Origin of the sequence: Kitasatospora sp. NPDC048239 (assembly GCF_043202015.1) — a bacterium.
Classification (GTDB): Bacteria; Actinomycetota; Actinomycetes; order Streptomycetales; family Streptomycetaceae; genus Kitasatospora.
Window position 1 is genome coordinate 234,661 of record NZ_JBICZP010000005.1, and the last position, 21,143, is coordinate 255,803.

A 21,143-nucleotide genomic window follows, 5' to 3' on the forward strand; every position below is an offset into this window, starting at 1 on the left:
GACCCGCCCCACCGCCACCCCTGATCACCAGCCGCCAAAACCGATCAAACTTTGTTGGCGTGAACTTACTAATGATCAAGCTTCACTGGCAAAGATCAAACTTCGACGTCACGGGACACGCGCCCAGTGGGCGCGGCCACAAGCAGTGGTAGGAATTATGCGCCCAATCGCCCACCCGTTCGATGGGAATTCGCGTGTGCAAAGCCTGACGCGCTCCTGGTCCGCATCGCCGACCGCGAGCCGAACGTCCGACTCGCGGCCCAGCGACCAGAATTTCCGGCCGGGTGTACTAGGATCCGCCTCTAGAATTACTCGATCGACCGTTTCTCCCCCAATCGACAGGAGGCCCGATGATCGGCGTGCTCGTGACTTTCACGCAGACCGACAAGTTCGACCGCGCAACTATCGCAAATATTGCCGGCGAACTCCGAGGACCGTTCGAAGGGATGGCCGGCCTTCGCTTCAAGATCTTCATGCTCGACGAAGGCGGCGTTCAGGCAAGGAACTTCTACGTATGGGATGACGAGGACAAAGCCCGCGCCTTCTTCACGGAGGAGCTCGTCAACAAGGTGGCGGGGATTTACGGTGTCCCGCCCAAAATCGAATACCTCGATATCGTGGGGTTCGTCGACAACTCTGGCGCCTGATTCTCAAGGGGGCTGTCGCGCAAACCCCTGCCGCCGGGCCGTTTTGGACCCTCCGGGCATGCCACAGAGCTTCCTCACATGCGATCGAGACCATCCGCTGCTGCGGCCCTGCAGTCCCTGGGGGGACTGGCGGGTCGGTCGTCCAGTGACGACTGCTGCTGTGGGGTCGAGTTCCCAAGGCGGGCTCAGCGCACAGCGGCAGGGGTGTCAGCGAGAATGCCGGCGCCCCGAACCCGCGGCAGCGCTGTCAGTGCGAGCGGACTGGTGCCACGCACCGCAGCGATCTCGGGAGCCATGTCGAACGCGCGCCACTTCCACTCTCCTCGGCTGCATCGTTCCGCTGGAGTGATGACGTCGAGGTGAATCTCGCTGCGGCGCGGTGCTGGCTCGAGCCACCGTCCTGAACCCGAGCCGGCAGGATCCGGTGGTTTCGGACCCTGACGCCGACATCACGATCCGACCGGCATCACGAGTTCAAGTTCAGTTGCAACCTGCGGTGAATTGACATTCGTGTAGGAACCAGTAGTAGTCCGTGGCGAGGCAGAACGGCGCAGCAGCGGCAGCATCGCGTTGGTGACGCGGATGACGCCGATCACGTTGGTCTCGACGACCGTGCCTGCCGTAGAGCCGCCCAGAAGGGGCCGCCGTCGGGGCTGTGGATGTGTTTGAGGACGGCGTGACGGGGCTGGCCGACGGTGATCGGTTCTGGGTCGGACTCGGCGGTGAAGGAGGCCCGGAAGCAGGGGGCGAGGTCCCATTCGGTGCGGGTGGCCTCGGACCAGATGTGCGCGAAAGCGGCAAGGTGGATGACGCTGCCGCGGTGGGTGGGGTGGTCCTCGTGAGGTGCGGGCAGGCCGTCCAGGACGGTCTGCCCGTCGTTTGGGTGGAGGTGCCAGAACGCGAGGCGGGCCTGGCGGTGGTGGTAGTCGGTGCTGGGCGGTTTGCGTGTCGCTTCCGGTCGCAGGCGGGCCTCGAAGCCGCCCTGAAGCTCCCGTCAAAACAAGCAGGCATGATTGCTTTTTTCCCGGGCCGGTGCCACGCTGCTGCCCGACGGCAAGCGTTGGGCCACCGGTTGGGGAGGCGCTCCTGTGGGGTCGCGTTCGGTACTGCGGATCGGCAATGCCTCGGGTTTCTACGGCGACCGCTTCGCGGCCGTCCGGGAGATGCTGACGGGCGGGCCGCTGGATGTCCTGACCGGTGACTACCTCGCCGAGTTGACGATGCTCATCCTGGCCAGGGATCGGTTGAAGGATCCTTCGCTCGGCTATGCCAGGACCTTCCTGCGGCAGTTGGAGGAGTGCCTCGGCCTGGCGCTGGAGCGCGGGGTGCGGATCGTGGTCAATGCGGGCGGCCTCAATCCGGCCCGACTCGCCGACCGGATCAGGGAACTGGCGAAGAGTCAGGGGCTCGATCCGGCCGTCGCCCATGTCGAGGGGGACGACCTCTTGCCCCGCCGGGCCGAACTCGGCTTGCCGGACGGCCTGCTGGCGGCCAACGCCTACCTAGGGGCCTTCGGCATCGCCGAGTGCCTGACCGCCGGCGCCGACCTGGTGGTCACCGGGCGGGTCACCGACGCCGCCCTGGTCGCCGGGCCCGCCATCGCCCACTTCGGTTGGGGCGCGGGCGACTTCGACGAGCTTGCCGGGGCGGTGGTAGCCGGACACGTGCTGGAGTGCGGAGCACAGGCCACCGGCGGCAACTACGCCTTCTTCCAGGAGCACGACGTCACCCGCCCCGGCTTCCCGCTCGCCGAGCTGCACGCCGACGGCTCCAGCGTCATCACCAAGCACCCGGGCACCGGAGGCGCCGTCACCACCGGTACCGTCACCGCCCAACTGCTGTACGAGACGGGCGGAGCGCGCTACCTCGGCCCGGACGTGACCGCCCGGCTGGACACCGTCCGGCTCACCCAGGACGGCCCGGACCGGGTGCGGATCGACGGCGTCCGCGGCGAGGCGCCGCCGCCGACCCTGAAGGCCGGGCTGAACCGGCTCGGCGGCCACCGCAACGAGGTGGTGTTCGTCCTCACCGGGCTCGACATCGAGGCCAAGGCGGCCCTCGTACGGCGACAGCTGACGGAGTCGCTCGCCCCGCAGGACCGCCCGGCCGAACTCCGCTGGACCCTCGCCCGCACCGACCACCCCGACGCGGACACCGAGGAGGCGGCCTCCGCGCTGCTGCGGCTCACCGCCCGCGACCGCGACCCGGCCAGGGTCGGCCGCGAACTCGGCCGCGCCGCCGTGGAGCTGGGCCTCGCCGGCTACCCGGGGTTCCACCTCACCGCGGTGCCCGGCGCGGGCGCGCTGTACGGGGTGTTCACCGCCGCCCACGTCGACCCCAAGGCGGTCGAGCACACGGCCGTCCTCCCGGACGGCCGCCGGGTCGCCGTCCCGCCCGCGCCCGTCACCCGTGCGGTGGCGGACGTCCCCGCGCCCGCGCTGCCCGAGCCGCTGCCGCCGGGCCCGACCCGGCGCGCCCCCCTGGGCCTGGTGGCCGGGGCGCGCAGCGGGGACAAGGGCGGCGATGCCAACCTCGGCGTCTGGGCCCGGACCGAGGACGCCTGGCGCTGGCTCGCCCACACCCTCACCATCGACAGGATGCGCGAACTCCTTCCCGAGGCATCGGAGTTGGAGATCACCCGGCATCTGCTCCCCAACCTCCGCGCGGTCAACTTCACCGTCACCGGCCTGCTCGGCGAGGGCGTCGCCGCCCAGGAGCGGTTCGACCCGCAGGCCAAGGCCCTGGGGGAGTGGCTGCGCTCCCGCCACCTCGACATCCCGGAGGCGCTGCTGTGACCGTCCTGCCCACCCGCCTCAACCCGGCCGGCGCAGACCACGCCGAACACCGTGCCGCGATGCTCGGCAAACTCGCCGACCTGGCCGCCGAACACGCCAAGGCGCTGGCCGGCGGCGGCCCCAAGTACGTCGAACGCCACCGCACCCGGGGCAAGCTGCTGCCGCGCGAGCGGATCGAGCTGCTGGTCGACCCGGACTCGCCGTTCCTCGAACTCTCCCCGCTCGCCGCCTGGGGCAGCGACTACCCGGTCGGCGCGGCCCTGGTCACCGGCATCGGCGTGATCGAGGGCGTCGAGTGCGTCATCACCGCCAACGACGCCACCGTCCGCGGCGGCGCCAGCAACCCCTGGACCCTGCGCAAGGCCCTGCGCGCCAACGAGATCGCCCTGAACAACCGCCTCCCACTGGTCAACCTGGTCGAGTCCGGCGGAGCCGACCTGCCCAGCCAGAAGGAGATCTTCATCCCCGGCGGGGCGCTGTTCCGCGACCTCACCCGGCTCTCGGCGGCCGGGATCCCCACCGTGGCCGTGGTGTTCGGCAACTCGACGGCCGGCGGCGCCTACGTGCCGGGGATGTCCGATCACGTGGTCATGGTCAAGGAACGCGCGAAAGTCTTCCTCGGCGGCCCGCCGCTGGTGAAGATGGCCACCGGCGAGGAGTCCGACGACGAGTCGCTGGGCGGGGCCGGGATGCACGCCCGCACCTCCGGCCTCGCCGACCACTTCGCCGTGGACGAACCCGATGCGCTGCGCCTGGCCCGCCGGATCGTCGCCCGTCTGGACCACCGCCGCCACGGCCCCGCGCCGGACCCGGCCGCCGAGCCGCCGAAGTACGCCGAGGAGGAGCTGCTCGGGATCGTCCCCGGCGACCTCAAGGTGCCCTTCGACCCGCGCGAGGTGATCGCCCGGATCGTCGACGGCTCGGACTTCGACGAGTTCAAGCCGCTGTACGGGACCAGCCTGGCCACCGGCTGGGCCCGGCTGCACGGCTACCCGGTCGGCATCCTCGCCAACGCGCAGGGCGTGCTGTTCAGCGCGGAGTCGCAGAAGGCCGCGCAGTTCATCCAGCTCGCGAACCAGCGCGACATCCCGCTGCTGTTCCTGCACAACACCACCGGCTACATGGTCGGCCGGGCCTACGAGCAGGGCGGCATCATCAAGCACGGCGCGATGATGATCAACGCGGTGTCCAACTCCCGGGTCCCGCACCTGTCCGTGCTGATGGGCGCCTCCTACGGGGCCGGGCACTACGGCATGTGCGGCCGGGCGTACGAGCCGCGCTTCCTGTTCTCCTGGCCCAGCGCCAAGTCGGCGGTGATGGGGCCGCAGCAGCTCGCGGGCGTGCTGTCGATCGTCGCCCGGCAGTCGGCGGCGGCGAAGGGGCAGCCGTACGACGAGGACGCCGACGCGGCGATCCGGGCGATGGTGGAGCAGCAGATCGAGGCGGAGTCGCTGCCGGTCTTCCTCTCCGGGCGGCTCTACGACGACGGGGTGATCGACCCGCGCGACACCCGGACGGTTCTCGGCCTCTGCCTCTCCGCGATCCACAACGCGCCCGTCGAAGGCGCGCGCGGCTACGGCGTCTTCCGGATGTGAGGGGTACCACCGTGCTGACCACCAACCTGCCGACCACCGCGGCCTCGACCACCGAGACCGCAACCGCAACCGCTACCGCAGACGCGCCGACCACCGGCCCGCTGATCACCAACCTGCTGGTCGCCAACCGCGGCGAGATCGCCCGCCGGGTCTTCCGCACCTGCCGGCGGCTCGGCATCGCCACCACCGCCGTCTACTCCGACCCGGACGCCGACGCCCCGCACACCCGGGAGGCCGACTCCGCCGTCCGCCTCCCCGGCGCCGCGCCCGCCGACACCTACCTCCGCGGCGACCTGCTCATCCGGGCCGCGCTCGCCGCCGGCGCCGACGCCGTCCACCCGGGCTACGGCTTCCTCTCCGAGAACGCGGAGTTCGCCCGGGCCGTCCTGGACGCCGGCCTGCGCTGGGTCGGACCGCCCCCGGAGGCCATCGCCGCGATGGGCTCCAAGACCGAGGCCAAGCGCCGGATGGCCGCCGCCGGCGTCCCCGTCCTGGCCGCCGTCACCGCGCCCACCGAGGCCGACCTGCCCCTGCTGGTCAAGGCGGCGGCCGGCGGCGGCGGACGCGGCATGCGGGTCGTCCACCACCTGGCGGAGCTGGAGCAGGAGCTCGACGCGGCCCGTGCGGAGGCCGCCAAGGCCTTCGGCTCCGACGAGGTGTTCTGCGAGCGCTACCTCCCGACCGGCCGACACATCGAGGTCCAGCTGCTCGCCGACACCCACGGCACGGTGTGGGCGGTCGGCGAACGCGACTGCTCGCTCCAGCGCCGCCACCAGAAGGTGATCGAGGAGGCCCCGGCCCCCGGCCTCGACGAGGAGTTGCGCACCGGGCTGCACACGGCCGCCGTCGCCGCCGCCCGCGCGATCGGTTACACCGGCGCCGGCACCGCCGAGTTCCTGCTCGGTCCCGACGGCCGCTTCCACTTCCTGGAGATGAACACCCGCCTCCAGGTCGAGCACCCCGTCACCGAGTGCGTCACCGGCCTCGACCTGGTCGCCCTCCAACTGCGCGTCGCCGAGGGCGAACCGCTGCCCGCCCCGCAGCCGCCCGCCCCGCGCGGCCACGCCATCGAGGCACGGCTCTACGCCGAGGACCCGGCGCACGGCTGGCAGCCCCAGACCGGCACCCTGCACTGTCTCGAACTTCCGGACACCACCGTCGAGTTCGGTACCGCCCCGGGCGACACCGGGCTCCGCCTGGACTCCGGCGTCGAGCCCGGCAGCACCATCGGCATCCACTACGACCCGATGCTCGCCAAGGTCATCGCCTGGGCGCCCACCCGGGCCGCCGCCGCCCGCCGCCTGGCCGACGCCCTGACCCGCGCGCGGATCCACGGGCCGGTCACCAACCGGGAGTTGCTCACCGCCGCGCTGCGCCACCCGGCCTTCCTGTCCGGCCGGGTGCACACCGCCTTCCTCGCCGAGCACGCCGCCGACCTGCTGCCCGCGCCCAAACCCGATCCGCTGCCCGCCCTCGCCGCCGCACTGGCCGACGCCGCCGCCCGGCGCGCCGGCCTGCCGCTCCCCTCCGGCTGGCGCAACCTGCCCTCACAGCCGCAGGTCAAGCGGTACGCCGACCTGCACGGCGCCGAGTACGAAGTCCGCTACCGGCTCACCCGGGACGGCCTGGCGGCCGACGGCCACCCCGGTACCGCCCTCGTCCTCGCCACCCCCGAGCAGGTCGTCCTGGACGTCGACGGACGGCGGCTCGGGTACCGCCTCGCGGTCCACGGCGCCCAGGTGCACATCGACAGCCCCACCGGGGCCACCGTGCTCACCGCGCTGGACCGCTTCCCCGATCCCGCCGCCCAGACCGACCCCGGCGCCCTGCTCGCCCCGATGCCCGGCACCGTGGTGCGCACCGCGGCCGCCCCCGGGGACGTCGTCACCGCAGGCCAGCCGCTGCTCTGGCTGGAGGCGATGAAGATGGAGCACCGCGTCGCCGCCCCCGCCGACGGCGTCCTCGCCGAACTGCGGGTGGCCCCCGGCCAGCAGGTCGAGCTCGGCACCCTGCTCGCCGTCATCCAGCCGGCCGCCCGGCCCGCCACCTGACGCCCGAAGCCCGCCCGGCCGTCCGCCTGAAGAACGGCCCACCGCCTGACGCCCGACACCTCCGCCCGGAAGGACCCCAGGATGTCCGCACCGCGCACCACCGCCCCCGGCAGCCCGCTGATCGAGACCCCCGAACGCCAGGCGCTGCGCCGCGCGGTGGCCGACCTCGGCCGCCGCTACGGCTCCGACTACTACCTCGCCAAGGCCCGCGCGGGCCGGCCCGCCGACGAACTCTGGGCCGAGGCGGGCAAAGCCGGCTACCTCGGCGTCAACCTGCCCGCCGAGTACGGCGGCGGGGGCGGCGGCATCACCGACCTCGCCATCGTGTTGGAGGAACTAGGCACCGCCGGCTGCCCGTTGCTGATGCTGATCGTCTCCCCGGCGATCTGCGGCACGGTGATAGCCCGCTACGGCACCGAGCAGCAGAAGCGCGAGTGGCTGCCCGGACTCTCCGACGGCACCCGGAGGATGGCCTTCGGCATCACCGAGCCGGACGCGGGCTCCAACTCGCACCGGATCACCACCGTCGCCCGCCGCGACGGCGAGGACTGGCTGCTGACCGGCCGCAAGGTCTTCATCTCCGGCATCGACCACGCGGACGCCGTGCTGTTCGTCGCCCGCACCGAGGACGCCAGGACGGGCAAGCTGAAGCCCGCGCTGTTCATCGTCCCGCGTGACAGCCCTGGCTTCGAGTACCGCGCGATCCCGATGGAACTGGTCTCCCCCGAGAAGCAGTTCCAGGTCTTCCTGGACGACGTCCGGCTGCCCGCCGAGGCCCTGGTCGGCGACGAGAACGCCGGACTGCTGCAGCTGTTCGCCGGCCTCAACCCCGAGCGCATCATGACCGCCGCCTTCTCGCTCGGCCTCGCCCGCCAGGCGCTGGGCAAGGCCGTCGAGTACGCCCGCACCCGGACGGTGTGGGACACCCCGATCGGTGCGCACCAGGGCCTCGCCCACCCGCTCGCCCAGTGCGCGGTGGAGATCGAGCTCGCCCGGCTGATGACCCAGAAGGCCGGGCTGCTCTACGACGCGGGCGAGGACCTCGCGGCCGGCGAGGCCGCCAACATGGCCAAGTACGCGGCCGGCGAGGCCGCCGCCCGGACGGTCGACCAGGCGGTGCAGACCCTCGGCGGCAACGGCCTCACCCAGGAGTACGGGCTCGGTGCCCTGCTCACCGCCACCAGGGTCGGCCGGGTCGCCCCGGTCAGCCGGGAGATGGTGCTCAACTACGTCGCCCAGCACACCCTCGGCCTGCCCAAGTCGTACTGACCCGGGCGTGCCGCGCGCCCGCCCCGCTCGTTCGTCACAGGGGTGCGGCGCACTTCCCCCGTCCGAATGCCCCCTGGCCGTGCGCCCGGACGACCCGGCAGTCTTGGTCCGGCCGACGGATCCGACTGGCCGTCACCTATCCAACTGGAGGCATGCCTTGGTGTTCCACAGCGAGTTCCCGGACGTCGACATCGTCGATCTGCCCATCCACGACGCGGTGCTGGGCGCCGCGGACCGCTTCGGGGACCTGCCGGCACTGGTCGACGGCATCACGGGGGAGACGGTCAGCCACGCCCGGCTGGCCACGGCGGTGCGCCGGGTCGCCGCCGGGCTGGCCGAGGCGGGCGTGCGCCCCGGGGACGTGGTGGCGCTGTTCAGCCCCAACACGATCGGCTACCCGATGGCGTTCTTCGGCGCCACCCGGGCCGGTGCCACCGTCACCACCGTCTCCTCCCTCGCCACCCCCGCCGAGCTGGCCGCCCAGCTGTCCGACAGCGGCACCCGCTGGCTGGTCACCGTCTCGCCGTTCCTGACCACCGCCCGCCAGGCCGCCGAGAAGCTCGCCGCCGACGGCCGCCCGCTCGCCGAGATCATCGTGCTGGACGGCGCCGAGGGCCACCGCTCGCTGGCCGACCTGCTGGCCGCCACCGGGCCCGAGCCCGAGGTGGCCATCGACCCGGGCGAGGACATCGCCGTGCTGCCCTACTCCAGCGGCACCACCGGCCTGCCCAAGGGCGTGATGCTGACCCACCGCTCGATCGCCACCAATCTCGCCCAGACGGACGCCCTGTACCGGCCCAAGGTCGGCGAGCGGATCCTCGCCGTGCTGCCGTTCTTCCACATCTACGGCCTCGCCGCGCTGCTCAACCAGCCGCTGCGCTGCGGTGCGACGATCGTGGTGCTGCCCCGCTTCGACCTGGAGCAGTTCTGCCGCACCATCGAGGAGCAGCGCGTCCAGGCCCTGATCGTGGCCCCGCCGATCGCGCTCGCACTGGCCAAGCACCCGGTGGTGGACCGCTTCGACCTGTCCTCGGTGGAGTACCTGCTGTGCGCCGCCGCCCCGCTGGACAGCGAGCTCTCCGAGGCCTGCGCGCGCCGGCTCGGCCTGCCGCACCTGCTCCAGGGCTACGGGATGACGGAGCTCTCGCCGGTGTCCCACATCGTGTCGCCCGAGGAGAGCGACCCCTCGCCGGGCTCGGTCGGCCGGATGGTCCCCTCGACCGAGCTGCGGGTCGCCGCGCTGGACGGCTCCGGCGCGGACCTCGGCCCCGGGGAGTCCGGGGAGCTGCTGATCCGCGGCCCCCAGGTGATGAAGGGCTACTTCGGCCGCCCCTCCGACACCGCCGCCACCATCGACGAGGACGGCTGGCTGCACACCGGCGACATCGGGTTCGTGGACGACCGCGGCTACCTGCACGTCGTCGACCGGGTGAAGGAGCTGATCAAGTACAAGGGCTACCAGGTGGCCCCCGCCGAGCTGGAGGCCCTGCTGCTCAGCCACCCGCAGATCGCCGACGCCGCGGTGATCGGCGTGCTGGACGCCGAGGGCACCGAGTGCCCCAAGGCCTTCGTGGTCCGGGCGCCCGGCTCCACCCTCACCGAGCAGGAGGTGACCGCCTTCGTGGCCGGCCAGGTCGCCCCCTACAAGAAGGTGCGGGCGGTGGAGTTCCTGGAGGCCGTCCCCAAGTCGGCCGCCGGCAAGATCCTCCGCCGGGAGCTGCGGGCCCGCGAGGCCGCCCGCTGAGCCGTCCCCGCGGATCTGCGAGGATCGACCCGCGACCCAGCCGGAACACCCGTACGAACAGGACCAGCCCCCGCCGATGACCGCCCACGCCGCCGCCCGCACCCCCCAGCAGGACCGCAGCCGCGCCACCCGCCGGCGGCTGCTGGCGGCGGCCGTGGACTGCCTCGCCGAGGTGGGCTGGAACGGCAGCACCGTCGCCGCGGTCGCCGAGCGGGCCGGCGTCTCCCGGGGCGCGGCCCAGCACCACTTCCCGACCCGCGAGGACCTCTTCACCGCGGCGGTCGAACACGTCACCACCGAGCGGCTGGCAGCCGTCCGCGCCCACGCGGACGAGCTGCCGGCCGCCGGCCCGGACCGCACCGAGGCGGTGGTCGACATGATCGTCCGCCTCTACACCGGCCCGCTGTTCCGCGCGGCCCTGCACCTGTGGACCGCCGCGGCCACCGAGGACCCGCTGCGCGAGCGGATCATCGCCCTGGAGGGGCACGTCGGCCGGGAGGCCCACCGGGCCGCCGTGGAGTTCCTCGGCGCCGACGAAACCACCCCCGGCGTGCGCGAATCCGTGCAGGCCACCCTGGACCTCGCCCGCGGCCTCGGCCTGGCCAACCTGCTCACCGACGACAGCGCCAGACGAGCTGGCGTGATCCGGCAGTGGGCGAGCGTTCTGGAGGGTACGCTGCGCCCGGTACGCCCATGACGCCCGGGCACCCAGGGCGCCCGGCCCACTCCTGACCAAGGGGTCGCCGGGCGGCCGATGTCCGTGCAGTCTGGAGAAGAACCCCGGCCGGTACGGACCGCAAACGCCCCGGCCGGGAACGAGCCGAACCGGGGTGCTGCCTGATCATGCACGGACACGAGCGGGATGCGACCGACGCCACCGGCCCGGCACCGGGTGCCACCTCCGCACGCCTCGACGGCCATCGGCTCGTCCCGCTCGCCACCGCCCTGCTCCAGGACGACGGACTGGTCCTGCACTGGAGCGAGGACGCCGAGGCGCTGCTCGGCTACCCCGCCGACGAGGTCGTCGGCAGCTACGCCGCCCGGCTGCTGGTCGACGACTCCGGGCGCCCCGAGGTGCTCGCCCTGTTCGAGCGGATCATGAGCGGCAAGGGCTGGTCCGGCGTCTTCCCGGTCCGCCACCGGGACGGGCACCTGGTCGAGCTGGAGCTGCGCACCTACCCGATCGCCGGCCCCGGCGGCAGCCTGCTGCTGCTCGCCACCGCCTCCGACGTGCAGGCCCTGCACCAGGTCGAGGCCGACCTCGCCGTCCTGGACGGCATCTTCGGCCAGTCCCCGATCGGCATGGCCGTCTACGACACCGACCTGCGGTACGTGCGGCTGAACGAGGCACTCGCCCGGATGAACGGCGTTCCGATCGCCGAGCACATCGGCCGCCGGATCAGCGTCGTCCTGCCCGGCATCAACAGCGCCGAGATCGAGCAGACCATGAGACAGGTGCTCACCACCGGCAGGCCCGTGGTCGACGCCCGCTCGCACGGCCGGGTCCCCGGCGACCCGCGCCGCGACCGCGCCTGGTCCGCCTCCTACTTCCGGCTGGAGGACTCCACCGGCCGGGTCTTCGGCGTCTGCTCCTCCATCATCGACGTCACCGAGCGCTTCCAGGCCGAGGCCCGCGCCTCCCGCGCGCAGGAACGTCTCGCCACCATCGCCGAGGCCACCGCCCGGATCGGCACCACCCTGGACCTCCAGCGCACCGCCGAGGAGCTGATCGAGGCGGTCGTCCCGCGGTTCGCCGACTTCGCCACCGTGGACCTGCTGGAGCCGGTCCTGCGCGGCGCCGAGCCCACCACCATCCCGCTGGACCGACCGATCAAGCTGCGCGCCGTGGCCGTCGGCGAGTCCTACGAGTCGGGCCTCACGCTCGCCGTCGACACCGTCGGCGAGGTCTCCGAGTACGCCCCTGACCGCAGCTACACCCAGTGCCTGCGCAGCGGCCGCCCGCTGCTGCGCTCGCACGTCGACGAGGACGTGCTGCGCGGGCTGGTCGCCACCGAGGAGCGGGTCGCCCCCGGCATGGAGGCCGGCATCCACTCGTACCTGATGGTGCCGCTCACCGCCCGGGGCATGGTCCTCGGCGGCTCCGAGTTCATCCGGATGCGCAACCCCGAGCCGTTCACCGCCGCCGACGTCGCCCTCGCCGAGGAGCTCGTCGCCCGTACCGCCCTCGCCATCGACAACGCCCGGCTCTACCGGCGTGAGCGCGAGACCGCGCTCACGCTGCAGCGCAGCCTGCTGCCGCAGGAGATCCACCGCACCCTCGGCCTGGAGATCGCCTACCGCTACCTGCCCAGCAGCGTGGTCAGCGAGGTCGGCGGCGACTGGTTCGACGTCGTCCCGCTCTCCTGCGGCCGGGTCGCCCTGGTGGTCGGCGACGTGATGGGCCACGGCATCCGGGCCGCCGCCACGATGGGCCAGCTGCGGACCGTCGCCCGCACCCTGGCCACCCTGGACATGCCGCCCGAGCAGGTGCTCACCCGGCTCGACGAGACGGCCTCCGGCATCGGCGAGGGCCAGTTCGCCACCTGTATCTGCGCCGTCTACGACCCGCTGGAGCGCACCGTGCAGGTCGCCTCGGCCGGCCACCTGCCACCGGTCTGGGTCGCCCCCGACGGCACCGCCAGCACCGTGGAGATACCGCCCGGCGTCCCGCTCGGCGTCGGCGGCGTCGCCTTCGAGAGCATCGAGTTCACGCTCCCCGAGGGCGGCATGGTCGCCCTCTACACCGACGGCCTGGTCGAGCGGCGCGGCCAGGACATCGACGACGGCATCGACCTGCTCGCCCGCACCCTCTCGGGGCCCGGCCGGACCCTGGAGGAGAACTGCGACGCCGTCCTCGGCGCCCTGGTCACCGACGGCACCGACGACGACATCGCGATGATCATGGGCCGGGTGCTGCCGCTGCCCGCCGACCGGGTCGCCACCCTCCCGCTCACCGGCGGCGGCCGCCTGCCCGGCAAGGCCCGCCGCTTCACCCGCGCGACCCTCGCCGACTGGGGTCTGTCCGCGCTCGCCGACTACGCCGAACTGCTGGTCAGCGAACTGGTCACGAACGCCCTGCTGCACGCGGACGCCCCGCGCCGGCTGCGGCTGTTCCGTGACCGGGTGCTCACCGTCGAGGTCGCCGACGCGGGCGGCCAGGCCCCCCAGCTGCGCCCCTTCGCCGAGCAGGACGAGGGCGGGCGCGGCATGTTCCTGGTCAGCGAGCTGGCCCAGCGCTGGGGCAGCCGGCTGACCAGGGACGGCAAGGTGGTCTGGGCGGAGCTGGAGCTGCCCTTCGGGACGAGCTGACCCGCTGCGCCTGCGTCGCCGGGGCCCGCCCCGCCGCGCCCGGCCGGTGTGCCGGGCCCGGGGCGCGGGTAGGCTCCGCGACACCCTGGGGGCGGGGCCGGGGGGCGGGGCCAGGGGTGGGGTCGGGAGGGGCAGGGATGGGGCGGATTCCGCACGCGGTCGAGGACCGCGCCTGGTGCGGCGGCTACGGCCGGTTCCTCTCCTGCGAGACGGACCGGGCCGGCGAGCGCGGCTCGGCGCTGCTCCGGACCTCTCCGAGCCTCCTGCTGTCGCTGCCCGGGGCCGTCCAGCTGGCGCATGGCGTCCTGGGGATCGGCGCCTATGCGGTCGCCGGGCCGGCCCTGCTGGTCTCCCTGGTGCTCTGGCACCACCGGCCGGGGGGCCGGAAGCCCTCGCTGTACTGCTACGAGCACGGGGCGGTGCTGTTCCGGGCCGGCCGCGCCCGGCCCTACCTCTGGTCCGAGCTGCGCTGGCGGGCGGACCGGTACACCGCCGGTGAGGCACCCGGGGGCGTCCACCCGGTCCGGCTGGAGCTGAGCACCGGGGACGGCACACCCGTGATCGAGCTGCGCGAGCTGCGCGCGGTGGTCATCGAGCGGGCCCCCCGCTCCCGGTAGTGGGAGCAGGGGGCCCCGCTCGGGCGCCTGGCTAGACGCCGGTCTTCTCCAGGGCCGGGCGCTCCTGCGGCTCCTGCTCCGAGGCCCGGCCGGGCAGGCCGCGCAGCAGCCGCCAGGCCGCGGCGGAGGCGGCCAGCAGCAGGGCGCCGGCCAGGAACGCCGCGATGTTCATGCCGTGCAGGAAGGAGTCCCGGGCGCTGGCCAGCAGCGGACCGGCCAGCTCCGGCGCCAGGCCGTGCGCGGCCTCGACCGCGCCGCCCAGCGACTCGCCCGCCTGGGCGGCCGCCGCCGGATCCGCCCCCGCCGGGACGGCCAGCGAACCGGCGTAGAGCGAGGCGACCACCGAGCCGACCAGCGCGATCCCGAGCGCGGTGCCCAGCTCGTACGCCGTCTCCGAGACCGCCGAGGCGGCGCCGGCCTTCTCGGCGGGTGCGGCGCCCAGCACTAGGTCGGCCCCGAGCGTGTAGACCACGCCCTCGGCGGTGCCGACGATCAGGAAGGCGACCGCCAGCAGCAGGTAGGTGGTGTCCTGCTGGACGAAGCCGAGCAGGCCGATGCCGGTGCCCATGCCCAGCAGGCCGAGGGTCAGCGCCAGCCTGGCGCCGGTGCGCCGGGCCAGCCGGGCGGTCAGCAGACCGCCGACCACCGCGCCGGCGAAGGCCGGCAGCTCGGCCAGACCCGCCTTCAGCGGCTCCCAGCCGCGCACCAGCTGCAGGTACTGCGAGGTAACGAAGACCACGCCGGAGAGTCCGACCAGGGCGGTGAGCGAGGCCAGCACGGCGCCGGTGAAGCGCCGGTCGGCGAAGAGCCGGACGTCCAGCAGCGGGGTGTCCAGGCGCAGCTGGCGCCGGACGAAGACGGTCAGCGCGGCGGCGCCCAGCAGGGCGGTGACGGGGACGTCCCAGCGCACCAGTCCGTGGGCGGCGGCCTCCTTGATCGCGTAGACCACGCCGATCACCCCGGCCAGCGAGAGCAGCACGCTCAGGACGTCCCATCGGCCGGGTTCCGGGTCCTTGGACTCGGGCAGCAGCCAGCCGCCGAGGACCAGCAGCAGCAGGACGACCGGCAGGTTCAGCAGGAACACCGAGCCCCACCAGAAGTGCTCCAGCAGGACCCCGCCGACCACCGGGCCGAGTGCGGCGCCGGCGGTGGCCGCCGCGCCCCAGATCCCGATCGCGGTGGCCCGCTCGCGGTCGTCCGGGAAGAGGCCACGGATCAGGGACAGGGTGGAGGGCATGATCGTCGCCCCGGCCACGCCGAGCAGCGCGCGGGCCAGGATCAGCCAGCCGGGGCCGGGCGCGTAGGCCGCGAGCAGCGAGGCGGCGCCGAAGGCCGCGGAGCCGGTGAGCAGCAGCTTCTTGCGGCCGATCCGGTCGCTCAGCGAGCCCATGCTGACCAGCAGGCCGGCCAGCACGAAGGAGTAGACGTCGCCGATCCAGAGCAGCTGGGTGCCGCTGGGGCGCAGGGTCTCGCTGATCGAGGGGATGGCGAGGGAGAGCACGGTCGCGTCGACGGCGACCAGGGTGACGGCCAGGACGAGGACGGCGAGGCCGGTCCAGCGCTGGTGGGGGCGGGTGTGGACGGTGCTGCTCATGGTGTATCGGTGTCCGGTTTCCGGTCCGAGGTGCGGTGGGGTGTGGTGTCGGGGGAGGGGGCCGGGGCCGGGGGTGTCCGCAGGGCGCCGCCGAGGAAGAGCTCGGTCAGGGAGAAGGCGCCGTCGCGAGGGGCGAGCCGGCCGTCCTGGACGGCCCAGCCGACGCCGGCCACCAGGTCGAAGAAGGCCTCGCTGAGCCAGCCGGCGGCGAGCTCGATGCGGAACACCCCCTGCTGCTGGCCGCGCAGGAAGAGCGCCTGCAGCCGGGTGATCTGCGACTCCCAGAGCTCGTTGATGCCCTCGTCGTCGTAGAGCTGGTTCTCGCCGGCCAGGAAGGCGCAGAGCGCGGCGTCCGGGACCACCGCGTCCACCAGGCGGCGCAGTGCGAGCTGGGCGTCGCCGTCCTCGACGGCGGCGGTGTCCAGCGCGGCGCCGAACTTCCGCAGGCCGAGCAGGCCGACCTCGCGGATCAGCGCCTCGCGCCCCGGGAAGAGCCGGTGCAGGGTGGCGCGGCTGATGCCCGCGGCGCGGGCGATCTCGTCCAGGTGGGCGGTCGGGCGGCGGGAGAGCACGCCGACGGCGGCTTCGAGAACGGCATCGCGATCGGTGGCCATACGGCAAGTGTAGGTCAAATGAGACATGGATGTCTCAATATTTTCTCAGGTGATGCAGCTGAGGCCTCTGTGGCGGAGGCTTCAGCCGGTAAAGGCCGAGGTCGGAGCCCGTGGGGCCGGGGCCCGGGGGCTGGTGGGGGCCGGGGCCCGGGAGCTGGTGGGAGCCGGAGCGGGCAGCAAAAAACCGGGGACGGCGGTTGCCGTCCCCGGTCGCGGGCCGTGGTGCCTCAGCTCTGGTTGTAGAACCCGGTCTCGTCCAGCGGCCGGTCGATCACCATGACCTCGACGTCGGCCGGGGTGAGCAGGAACACCCGGCGGGCGATCCGCTCGATCCCGCCGCGGGTGCCGAAGATCAGCCCGGAGGCGAAGTCGACCATGCGCTTGGCCTCGGCCTCGTCCATCTCGGTGAGGTCCATGACCACCGGAGTGCTGGCGCGGATGTGCTCGCCGACCGCCCGAGCGGCCTCGAAGCCGGTCGGCCGCAGGGAGACGATCTTCGTGGGGGCGGGGGCGGCGGACACCGTCTCCTGCTCGATCCACTCGTCGTCGTACACCGCGGCCGGGTAGTTACCGGAGGGCATCAGCCACCCGTTGTGGTGCTCGTCGCGAAGTGCTCCCATGCCGCGCCTCCCTGCCTCGTCCCGTACGCGTCCCCGGTGCGCGTGTCCTTTTGACACGTCATCCACTCGTCGGAACTGTCCGAGTATCGCACTGATCACCGGTCCCGTGCCCGCTCGCGACCCCCGTCCGAGTCGTGCCGCGCCGGAAACCCGGGCGAACCCGGGCATCTGTTGCGACGCAGCAGCTCGCCGTACGGTTGCGCGCGTAGACCATATCGGTCGCGGTCACCGCTTAATTGACCTTCTGTCAACAATGCGGAAACGATTTCACTCGCCGGTGACGCCGTCCACGAGCTCGCGGAGCAGATCGGCGTGTCCGTTGTGCCGCGCGTACTCCTCGATCATGTGGACCAGGATCCATCGCAGCGTCACTTCCTCGCCGCGGCGCAATTGCTTGCCGACCGTCTCCAGCGGGAGGCCCTCGGCGGCCCGGCGGGCGGCGTCGACCTCGGCCCGCCAGGTGGCGAAGTCCTGCTCGGCGTCGGCGGTGTCGACGTTGTCGAAGTCGCCGTCCGGGTCCGCCTCCGTCCAGTAGTGGCCGGTCTCGAAGGACCCGCCGAGCAGGATGCCCTGGAACCAGTGGCGCTCGACCTCGGCCATGTGCCGGACCAGGCCGAGCAGCGAGAGGCCGGACGGCGGGACGGAGCGCAGCCGCAGCTGCTCGGGCGTCAGGCCCTCGCACTTGACGGCGAGGGTGGCGCGGTGGAAGTCGAGCCACGCGGTCAGCATGGCCGTCTCGTCCGCGGCGAAGGGGGGATCGATCCGAGGGGTGGTGGTCGTCATGGCGGACATCCTGGCGCAGCCGCGCACCGGAGGCGACCGAATAGTCGGTCTCCCGGCCTCAGGCGGCCGCCGTGCGCCGGCGGGCGGCGCGCCAGAGCGTGACCACGCTCCCCAGGGTGAAGGCCGCGATCACGCCGGCCGACACCAGGAACGCCGCCGAGCCGGGCTCGCTCGCGCTGGCCGCCGCCGTGACGTAGACGGCGGTGGTCGGCACCACGCCGAGCGCGGTGGCGGTCAGGAACGGCGTGAAGCGCACGCCCGAGAACGCCGCGCCGTAGTTGGCCGCCTGGAAGGGCATCCCGGGGAACAGCCGCAGCAGCAGCACGCTGCGAAAGCCCTGCTCGGTGAACCGCCGGTCCAGCGTGGTCAGCATCCGCCCGCGCAGGTACGGCCGCAGCGCCTCGCGGCCGAGCATCCGGCCGAGCGCGAAGGCCGCCGCGGCCCCGAGGGCGGTGCCGAGCACGGCCATGAGCAGGCCCTGCTGGATGCCGAGCAGCAGCCCCGCCGCCGCGTTCAGCGCCGGGCGCGGCACGAAGGCGAGCGTGCCCACCGCGTACACCGCGGTGAGCAGCGGGAGCCGCCAGTAGCCCGGCATCCCGTCCGGCAGCCCGCCGGTCAGCAGGGCGGTCGGGCTCCAGAGCAGAAGCGAGCCGGCCGCCGCGCCGAGGATGGCGACCAGCAGGGCGAACCGCAGCCACGGCGATCCCGGGGCACACCGGGCCGGGGCGGCGGGCTGTTGAGGCGCGGGCGGCGCGGCGTCGGGCATGGGCCGAGCCTAAGGCCTCCCTCTCGGATCACGTCGACCACCCGGCGTGATCCGAGAGGGGCCCTGGCTAGGGCTTGTCGGTGCCCCTGGCGGGGAGGTCGGCGCCGCCCGGTTCGGCCCGGCGCAGGGCGCCCGCGCTGAGGGTGAGCGCGAGGGCCAGCGCGGTGACCAGTCCGAAGGAGACGGTCAGCGAGGTGGCCTGGGCGAGCGTGCCGATGATCGCCGGTGCGATCAGGCCCGCGGTGTAGGTGACGGTCGCCACGCCCGCGATGGACTGGCTGGCGTTGGAGCCGATCCGGCCGGCCGCCGCGAAGGCGAGCGGGACGACGACCGCGATGCCGACCCCGATCAGGGCGAAGCCCGGGATGGCCAGGGCCGGGGTGTCGGCGGCCACCACCAGGAGGCCGCCCGCGGTGGCGATCGCCCCGCTCAGCCTGGTCGCCCGGACGGCGCCGAGCCGGCGGATCACCGCGTCGCCCGCCAGTCGGCTGACCGCCATGGTGAGCGAGAACGCCGTGTAGGAGGCGGCCGCCAGGGTGGCGGAGGCACCGGTGACGTCCCGCAGGTAGACGCCGCTCCAGTCCATCGACGCACCCTCGGCGAACACCGCGCAGAGGCCGACCAGGCCGATCACCAGCGAGCTGCGCGGCGGCAGCGCGAACCGCGGCGGCGCCTGCTCCTCCTCCGCCGCCCGGAGATCCGGCAACCCCCGGCAGACCGGCTGCGCCAGCGCGAGCAGCACCAGCGCGGTGACGGCCAGCTGGAGGCGGGCGTCCAGGTTCCGGTGGGCGGCGAGGATGCCGAACGCGGAGGCCAGCAGGCCGCCCGCACTCCACATCCCGTGCAGACCGGACATGATCGAGCGGCCCAGTCGCTGCTCGATCTCCACGCCCTGCGCGTTCATCGCCACGTCCGCCATGCCGGCCGTCGCCCCGAACACCAGCAGCGCAAGGCAGAGGACGGGCAGTGAGGGGGCGAGTGCGGGCAGTGCGAGGGCGAGGCACCAGAGCGAGAGCAGTCCGCGCACCGCCGTCCGGCCGCCGTAGCGGTGGACGAACCGTCCGGCGAGCGGCATCGCGAGGGAGGAGCCGATCGCCGGCATCACCAGCGCCAGGCCGAGCTGGCCGGTGGAGAGGTCCAGGCGGTCCTGGATCCAGGGGATGCGGGTGACGAAGCTGCCGCTCACGGCGCCGTGCACGGCGAACACGAGGGCGATGCCCACCCTCGCCCGGCTCGGGGATGCCAAGGAGTCGAGCGGTGGTCGTGTGGTCAGGCTGTCGGTCATCCGTGCGTCCCTCCCGGTCGCGCGCCCGGCGCGACGGTGCCCTGGTGGTTGCCGTTGATATGTGCCCGTGTGGTGCGGTTCGCGCACCTCGGGCCCGTTCGATAAATTATCAGGAAGGGACCCTGATAGAAACACTCTGGAAGGATGCTCTTCCATGACCACCGCGCGTACGGCCACGCCGAGCACGGCCCGGGCGATCAACGACCGGCTGGCACTGGACCTGCTGCTCGAACAGGGCCCCCTCACCGCGACCGAGCTGCGCGAGCTCACCGGGCTGTCCCGGCCCACCGTCGCCGACCTGCTGGAACGCCTGCAGCGCGGCGGCCTGATCGCCGTCGTCGGCGAGCGCGGGGAGCAGCGGCGCGGCCCCAACGCCCGGCTCTACGCCCTGGTCGCCTCCCGGGCCCACCTCGCCGCCGTCGACGTCCGCGAGGGCGGCGCCAGCCTGGTCGTCGCCGACCTCACCGGACACACCCTGGGCGCCGCCGAGGTGCCGGTCGAGGGCCTCGGCGACGACGGCACCGCCGCGCGGATCGTCCGCACCCTGCTCGACACCGCGCGGGAGGCCGGCGTGGAGCAGCTGCACACCGTCGCCGTCGGCGCCCCCGGGCTGGTCGACCCGGCCACCGGGCGGCTGCACAGCACCGGCGCGCTGCCCGCCTGGCACGCCGAACTGCTCGCCGCGCTGCGGGAGCTGCCCGGCACCGAGGTCATCCTGGAGAACGAGGTCAACCTGGCCGGCCGCGCCGAGTACCGGATCGGCGCCGCCCGGGACCGCGACACCTTCGTCCTGATGTGGCTCGGCCACAGCGTCGGGGCCGCCGTGATCCTGGACGGGAAGCTGCGCCGCGGCGCCTCCGGCGGCACCGGCGAGATCTGCTTCCTGCCCGTTCCCGGCACGGTCCGCCTGCCCGACGCCACCAGCTGCGAGGGCGGCTTCCACGACCTGGTCGGCAGCGCCGCCGTCTGCGGGCTGGCCCGCGCCCACGGCCTGCCCGCCGACCAGGCCGACGACGCCTCCGCCGCCGAGGCCGCCGTCCACGCGGCACTCGGCGCGCTCGGCGACGGCGAGCCCGGCGGGCCCTTCCTGGACGAGCTCGCCGAGCGGATAGCCATCGGGGCCGCCTCCGTCTGCGTCGTCCTGGACCCGGGCTGCGTCGTCCTCGGCGGCGAGACCGGCCGGGCCGGCGGCGCCGAGCTCGCCGGGCGGGTCGAACGCCGGCTCGCCGTCCTCTCCCCGCTGCGCACCGAGGTCCGGGCCGGCACGGCGGGCGGCGGCGCGGTGCTCGGCGGCGCGGTCCTCACCGCGGGCGACGCCGTCCGGCGGGACCTCTTCGGGGAGCCGTAGGCAGGGTCCGACCATGCCCGGGCCCCCGTCGCGGTGCTCCGCTTCGCGGAGCCGGCGCCGGGTACGGCAGGATGGCGGCGGCGGGCCGGCGAACACCGGCCGCGCC

Annotated in this window: 16 protein-coding genes and 1 pseudogene; 10 read left to right on the forward strand and 7 right to left on the reverse strand. The window is 73.6% G+C overall.

What is annotated here, in order from left to right; translation table 11 throughout:
• Nucleotides 1-350: 350 nt before the first annotated feature.
• The gene (locus ACGFZP_RS15700) at nt 351-647 is read left to right on the forward strand and encodes a hypothetical protein (RefSeq protein WP_392932604.1); all 297 of its coding nucleotides are present in this window, start codon (nt 351-353) and stop codon (nt 645-647) included.
• Between the two features lie 530 nt (nt 648-1,177).
• Here the strand turns inward: ACGFZP_RS15700 and ACGFZP_RS15705 are convergent.
• Nucleotides 1,178-1,264 (reverse strand): annotated as a pseudogene (locus tag ACGFZP_RS15705) (dehydrogenase); the annotation flags it as partial.
• Between the two features lie 471 nt (nt 1,265-1,735).
• Here ACGFZP_RS15705 and ACGFZP_RS15710 point away from each other — a divergent pair.
• The 8 genes from ACGFZP_RS15710 (at nt 1,736) to ACGFZP_RS15745 (ending at nt 14,027) form a co-directional block, all read left to right on the forward strand.
• Nucleotides 1,736-3,442 carry an acyclic terpene utilization AtuA family protein gene (locus ACGFZP_RS15710; RefSeq protein ID WP_392932607.1) on the forward strand — a complete coding sequence of 569 codons (1,707 nt, stop codon included), beginning with the start codon at nt 1,736-1,738 and terminating at the stop codon, nt 3,440-3,442.
• On the forward strand, nt 3,439-5,037 hold the full coding sequence (locus tag ACGFZP_RS15715) for an acyl-CoA carboxylase subunit beta (RefSeq protein ID WP_392932609.1): 1,599 nt from the start codon (nt 3,439-3,441) through the stop codon (nt 5,035-5,037). The genes ACGFZP_RS15710 and ACGFZP_RS15715 overlap by 4 nt, the downstream gene beginning before the upstream one ends.
• A gap of 101 nt (nt 5,038-5,138) precedes the next feature.
• Nucleotides 5,139-7,088 (forward strand): biotin carboxylase N-terminal domain-containing protein, encoded by a 1,950-nt coding sequence (locus ACGFZP_RS15720; protein ID WP_392933471.1) that lies wholly within the window; start codon nt 5,139-5,141, stop codon nt 7,086-7,088.
• Between the two features lie 81 nt (nt 7,089-7,169).
• A complete protein-coding gene (locus tag ACGFZP_RS15725; RefSeq protein WP_392932612.1) occupies nt 7,170-8,357 on the forward strand; it encodes an acyl-CoA dehydrogenase family protein in 1,188 nt (395 codons plus the stop codon).
• Nucleotides 8,358-8,514: 157 nt separating this feature from the next.
• Nucleotides 8,515-10,101: a 4-coumarate--CoA ligase family protein gene (locus ACGFZP_RS15730; protein WP_392932614.1), complete on the forward strand. Its 1,587-nt coding sequence runs from the start codon at nt 8,515-8,517 to the stop codon at nt 10,099-10,101.
• 76 nt (nt 10,102-10,177) lie between these two features.
• Nucleotides 10,178-10,798 (forward strand): TetR/AcrR family transcriptional regulator, encoded by a 621-nt coding sequence (locus tag ACGFZP_RS15735; protein ID WP_392932616.1) that lies wholly within the window; start codon nt 10,178-10,180, stop codon nt 10,796-10,798.
• Nucleotides 10,799-10,944: 146 nt separating this feature from the next.
• The gene (locus ACGFZP_RS15740) at nt 10,945-13,410 is read left to right on the forward strand and encodes a SpoIIE family protein phosphatase (protein WP_392932618.1); all 2,466 of its coding nucleotides are present in this window, start codon (nt 10,945-10,947) and stop codon (nt 13,408-13,410) included.
• 137 nt (nt 13,411-13,547) lie between these two features.
• Nucleotides 13,548-14,027, forward strand: coding sequence for a hypothetical protein (locus ACGFZP_RS15745; protein ID WP_392932621.1), 480 nt, complete (start codon nt 13,548-13,550; stop codon nt 14,025-14,027).
• Between the two features lie 31 nt (nt 14,028-14,058).
• Here ACGFZP_RS15745 and ACGFZP_RS15750 read toward each other — a convergent pair whose 3' ends face one another.
• From ACGFZP_RS15750 to ACGFZP_RS15775, 6 genes are all read right to left on the reverse strand, one after another.
• Complete coding sequence (locus ACGFZP_RS15750) at nt 14,059-15,621, reverse strand: MFS transporter (protein ID WP_392932622.1); 1,563 nt, start codon at nt 15,619-15,621, stop codon at nt 14,059-14,061.
• A complete protein-coding gene (locus ACGFZP_RS15755) occupies nt 15,618-16,235 on the reverse strand; it encodes a TetR/AcrR family transcriptional regulator (RefSeq protein ID WP_392932624.1) in 618 nt (205 codons plus the stop codon). Before ACGFZP_RS15755 ends, ACGFZP_RS15750 begins: the two co-directional genes overlap by 4 nt.
• A 227-nt stretch (nt 16,236-16,462) precedes the next feature.
• Nucleotides 16,463-16,855, reverse strand: coding sequence for a cell division protein SepF (locus ACGFZP_RS15760; RefSeq protein WP_392932626.1), 393 nt, complete (start codon nt 16,853-16,855; stop codon nt 16,463-16,465).
• A 267-nt stretch (nt 16,856-17,122) separates the two neighbouring features.
• On the reverse strand, nt 17,123-17,638 hold the full coding sequence (locus tag ACGFZP_RS15765) for a DinB family protein (protein ID WP_392932628.1): 516 nt from the start codon (nt 17,636-17,638) through the stop codon (nt 17,123-17,125).
• A 58-nt stretch (nt 17,639-17,696) separates the two neighbouring features.
• A complete protein-coding gene (locus ACGFZP_RS15770; RefSeq protein ID WP_392932630.1) occupies nt 17,697-18,404 on the reverse strand; it encodes a TVP38/TMEM64 family protein in 708 nt (235 codons plus the stop codon).
• Nucleotides 18,405-18,471: 67 nt separating this feature from the next.
• Nucleotides 18,472-19,689 (reverse strand): MFS transporter, encoded by a 1,218-nt coding sequence (locus ACGFZP_RS15775; protein WP_392932633.1) that lies wholly within the window; start codon nt 19,687-19,689, stop codon nt 18,472-18,474.
• Between the two features lie 154 nt (nt 19,690-19,843).
• Here ACGFZP_RS15775 and ACGFZP_RS15780 point away from each other — a divergent pair, with 154 nt between their 5' ends.
• On the forward strand, nt 19,844-21,037 hold the full coding sequence (locus tag ACGFZP_RS15780; protein WP_392932636.1) for an ROK family transcriptional regulator: 1,194 nt from the start codon (nt 19,844-19,846) through the stop codon (nt 21,035-21,037).
• Nucleotides 21,038-21,143: the final 106 nt, after the last annotated feature.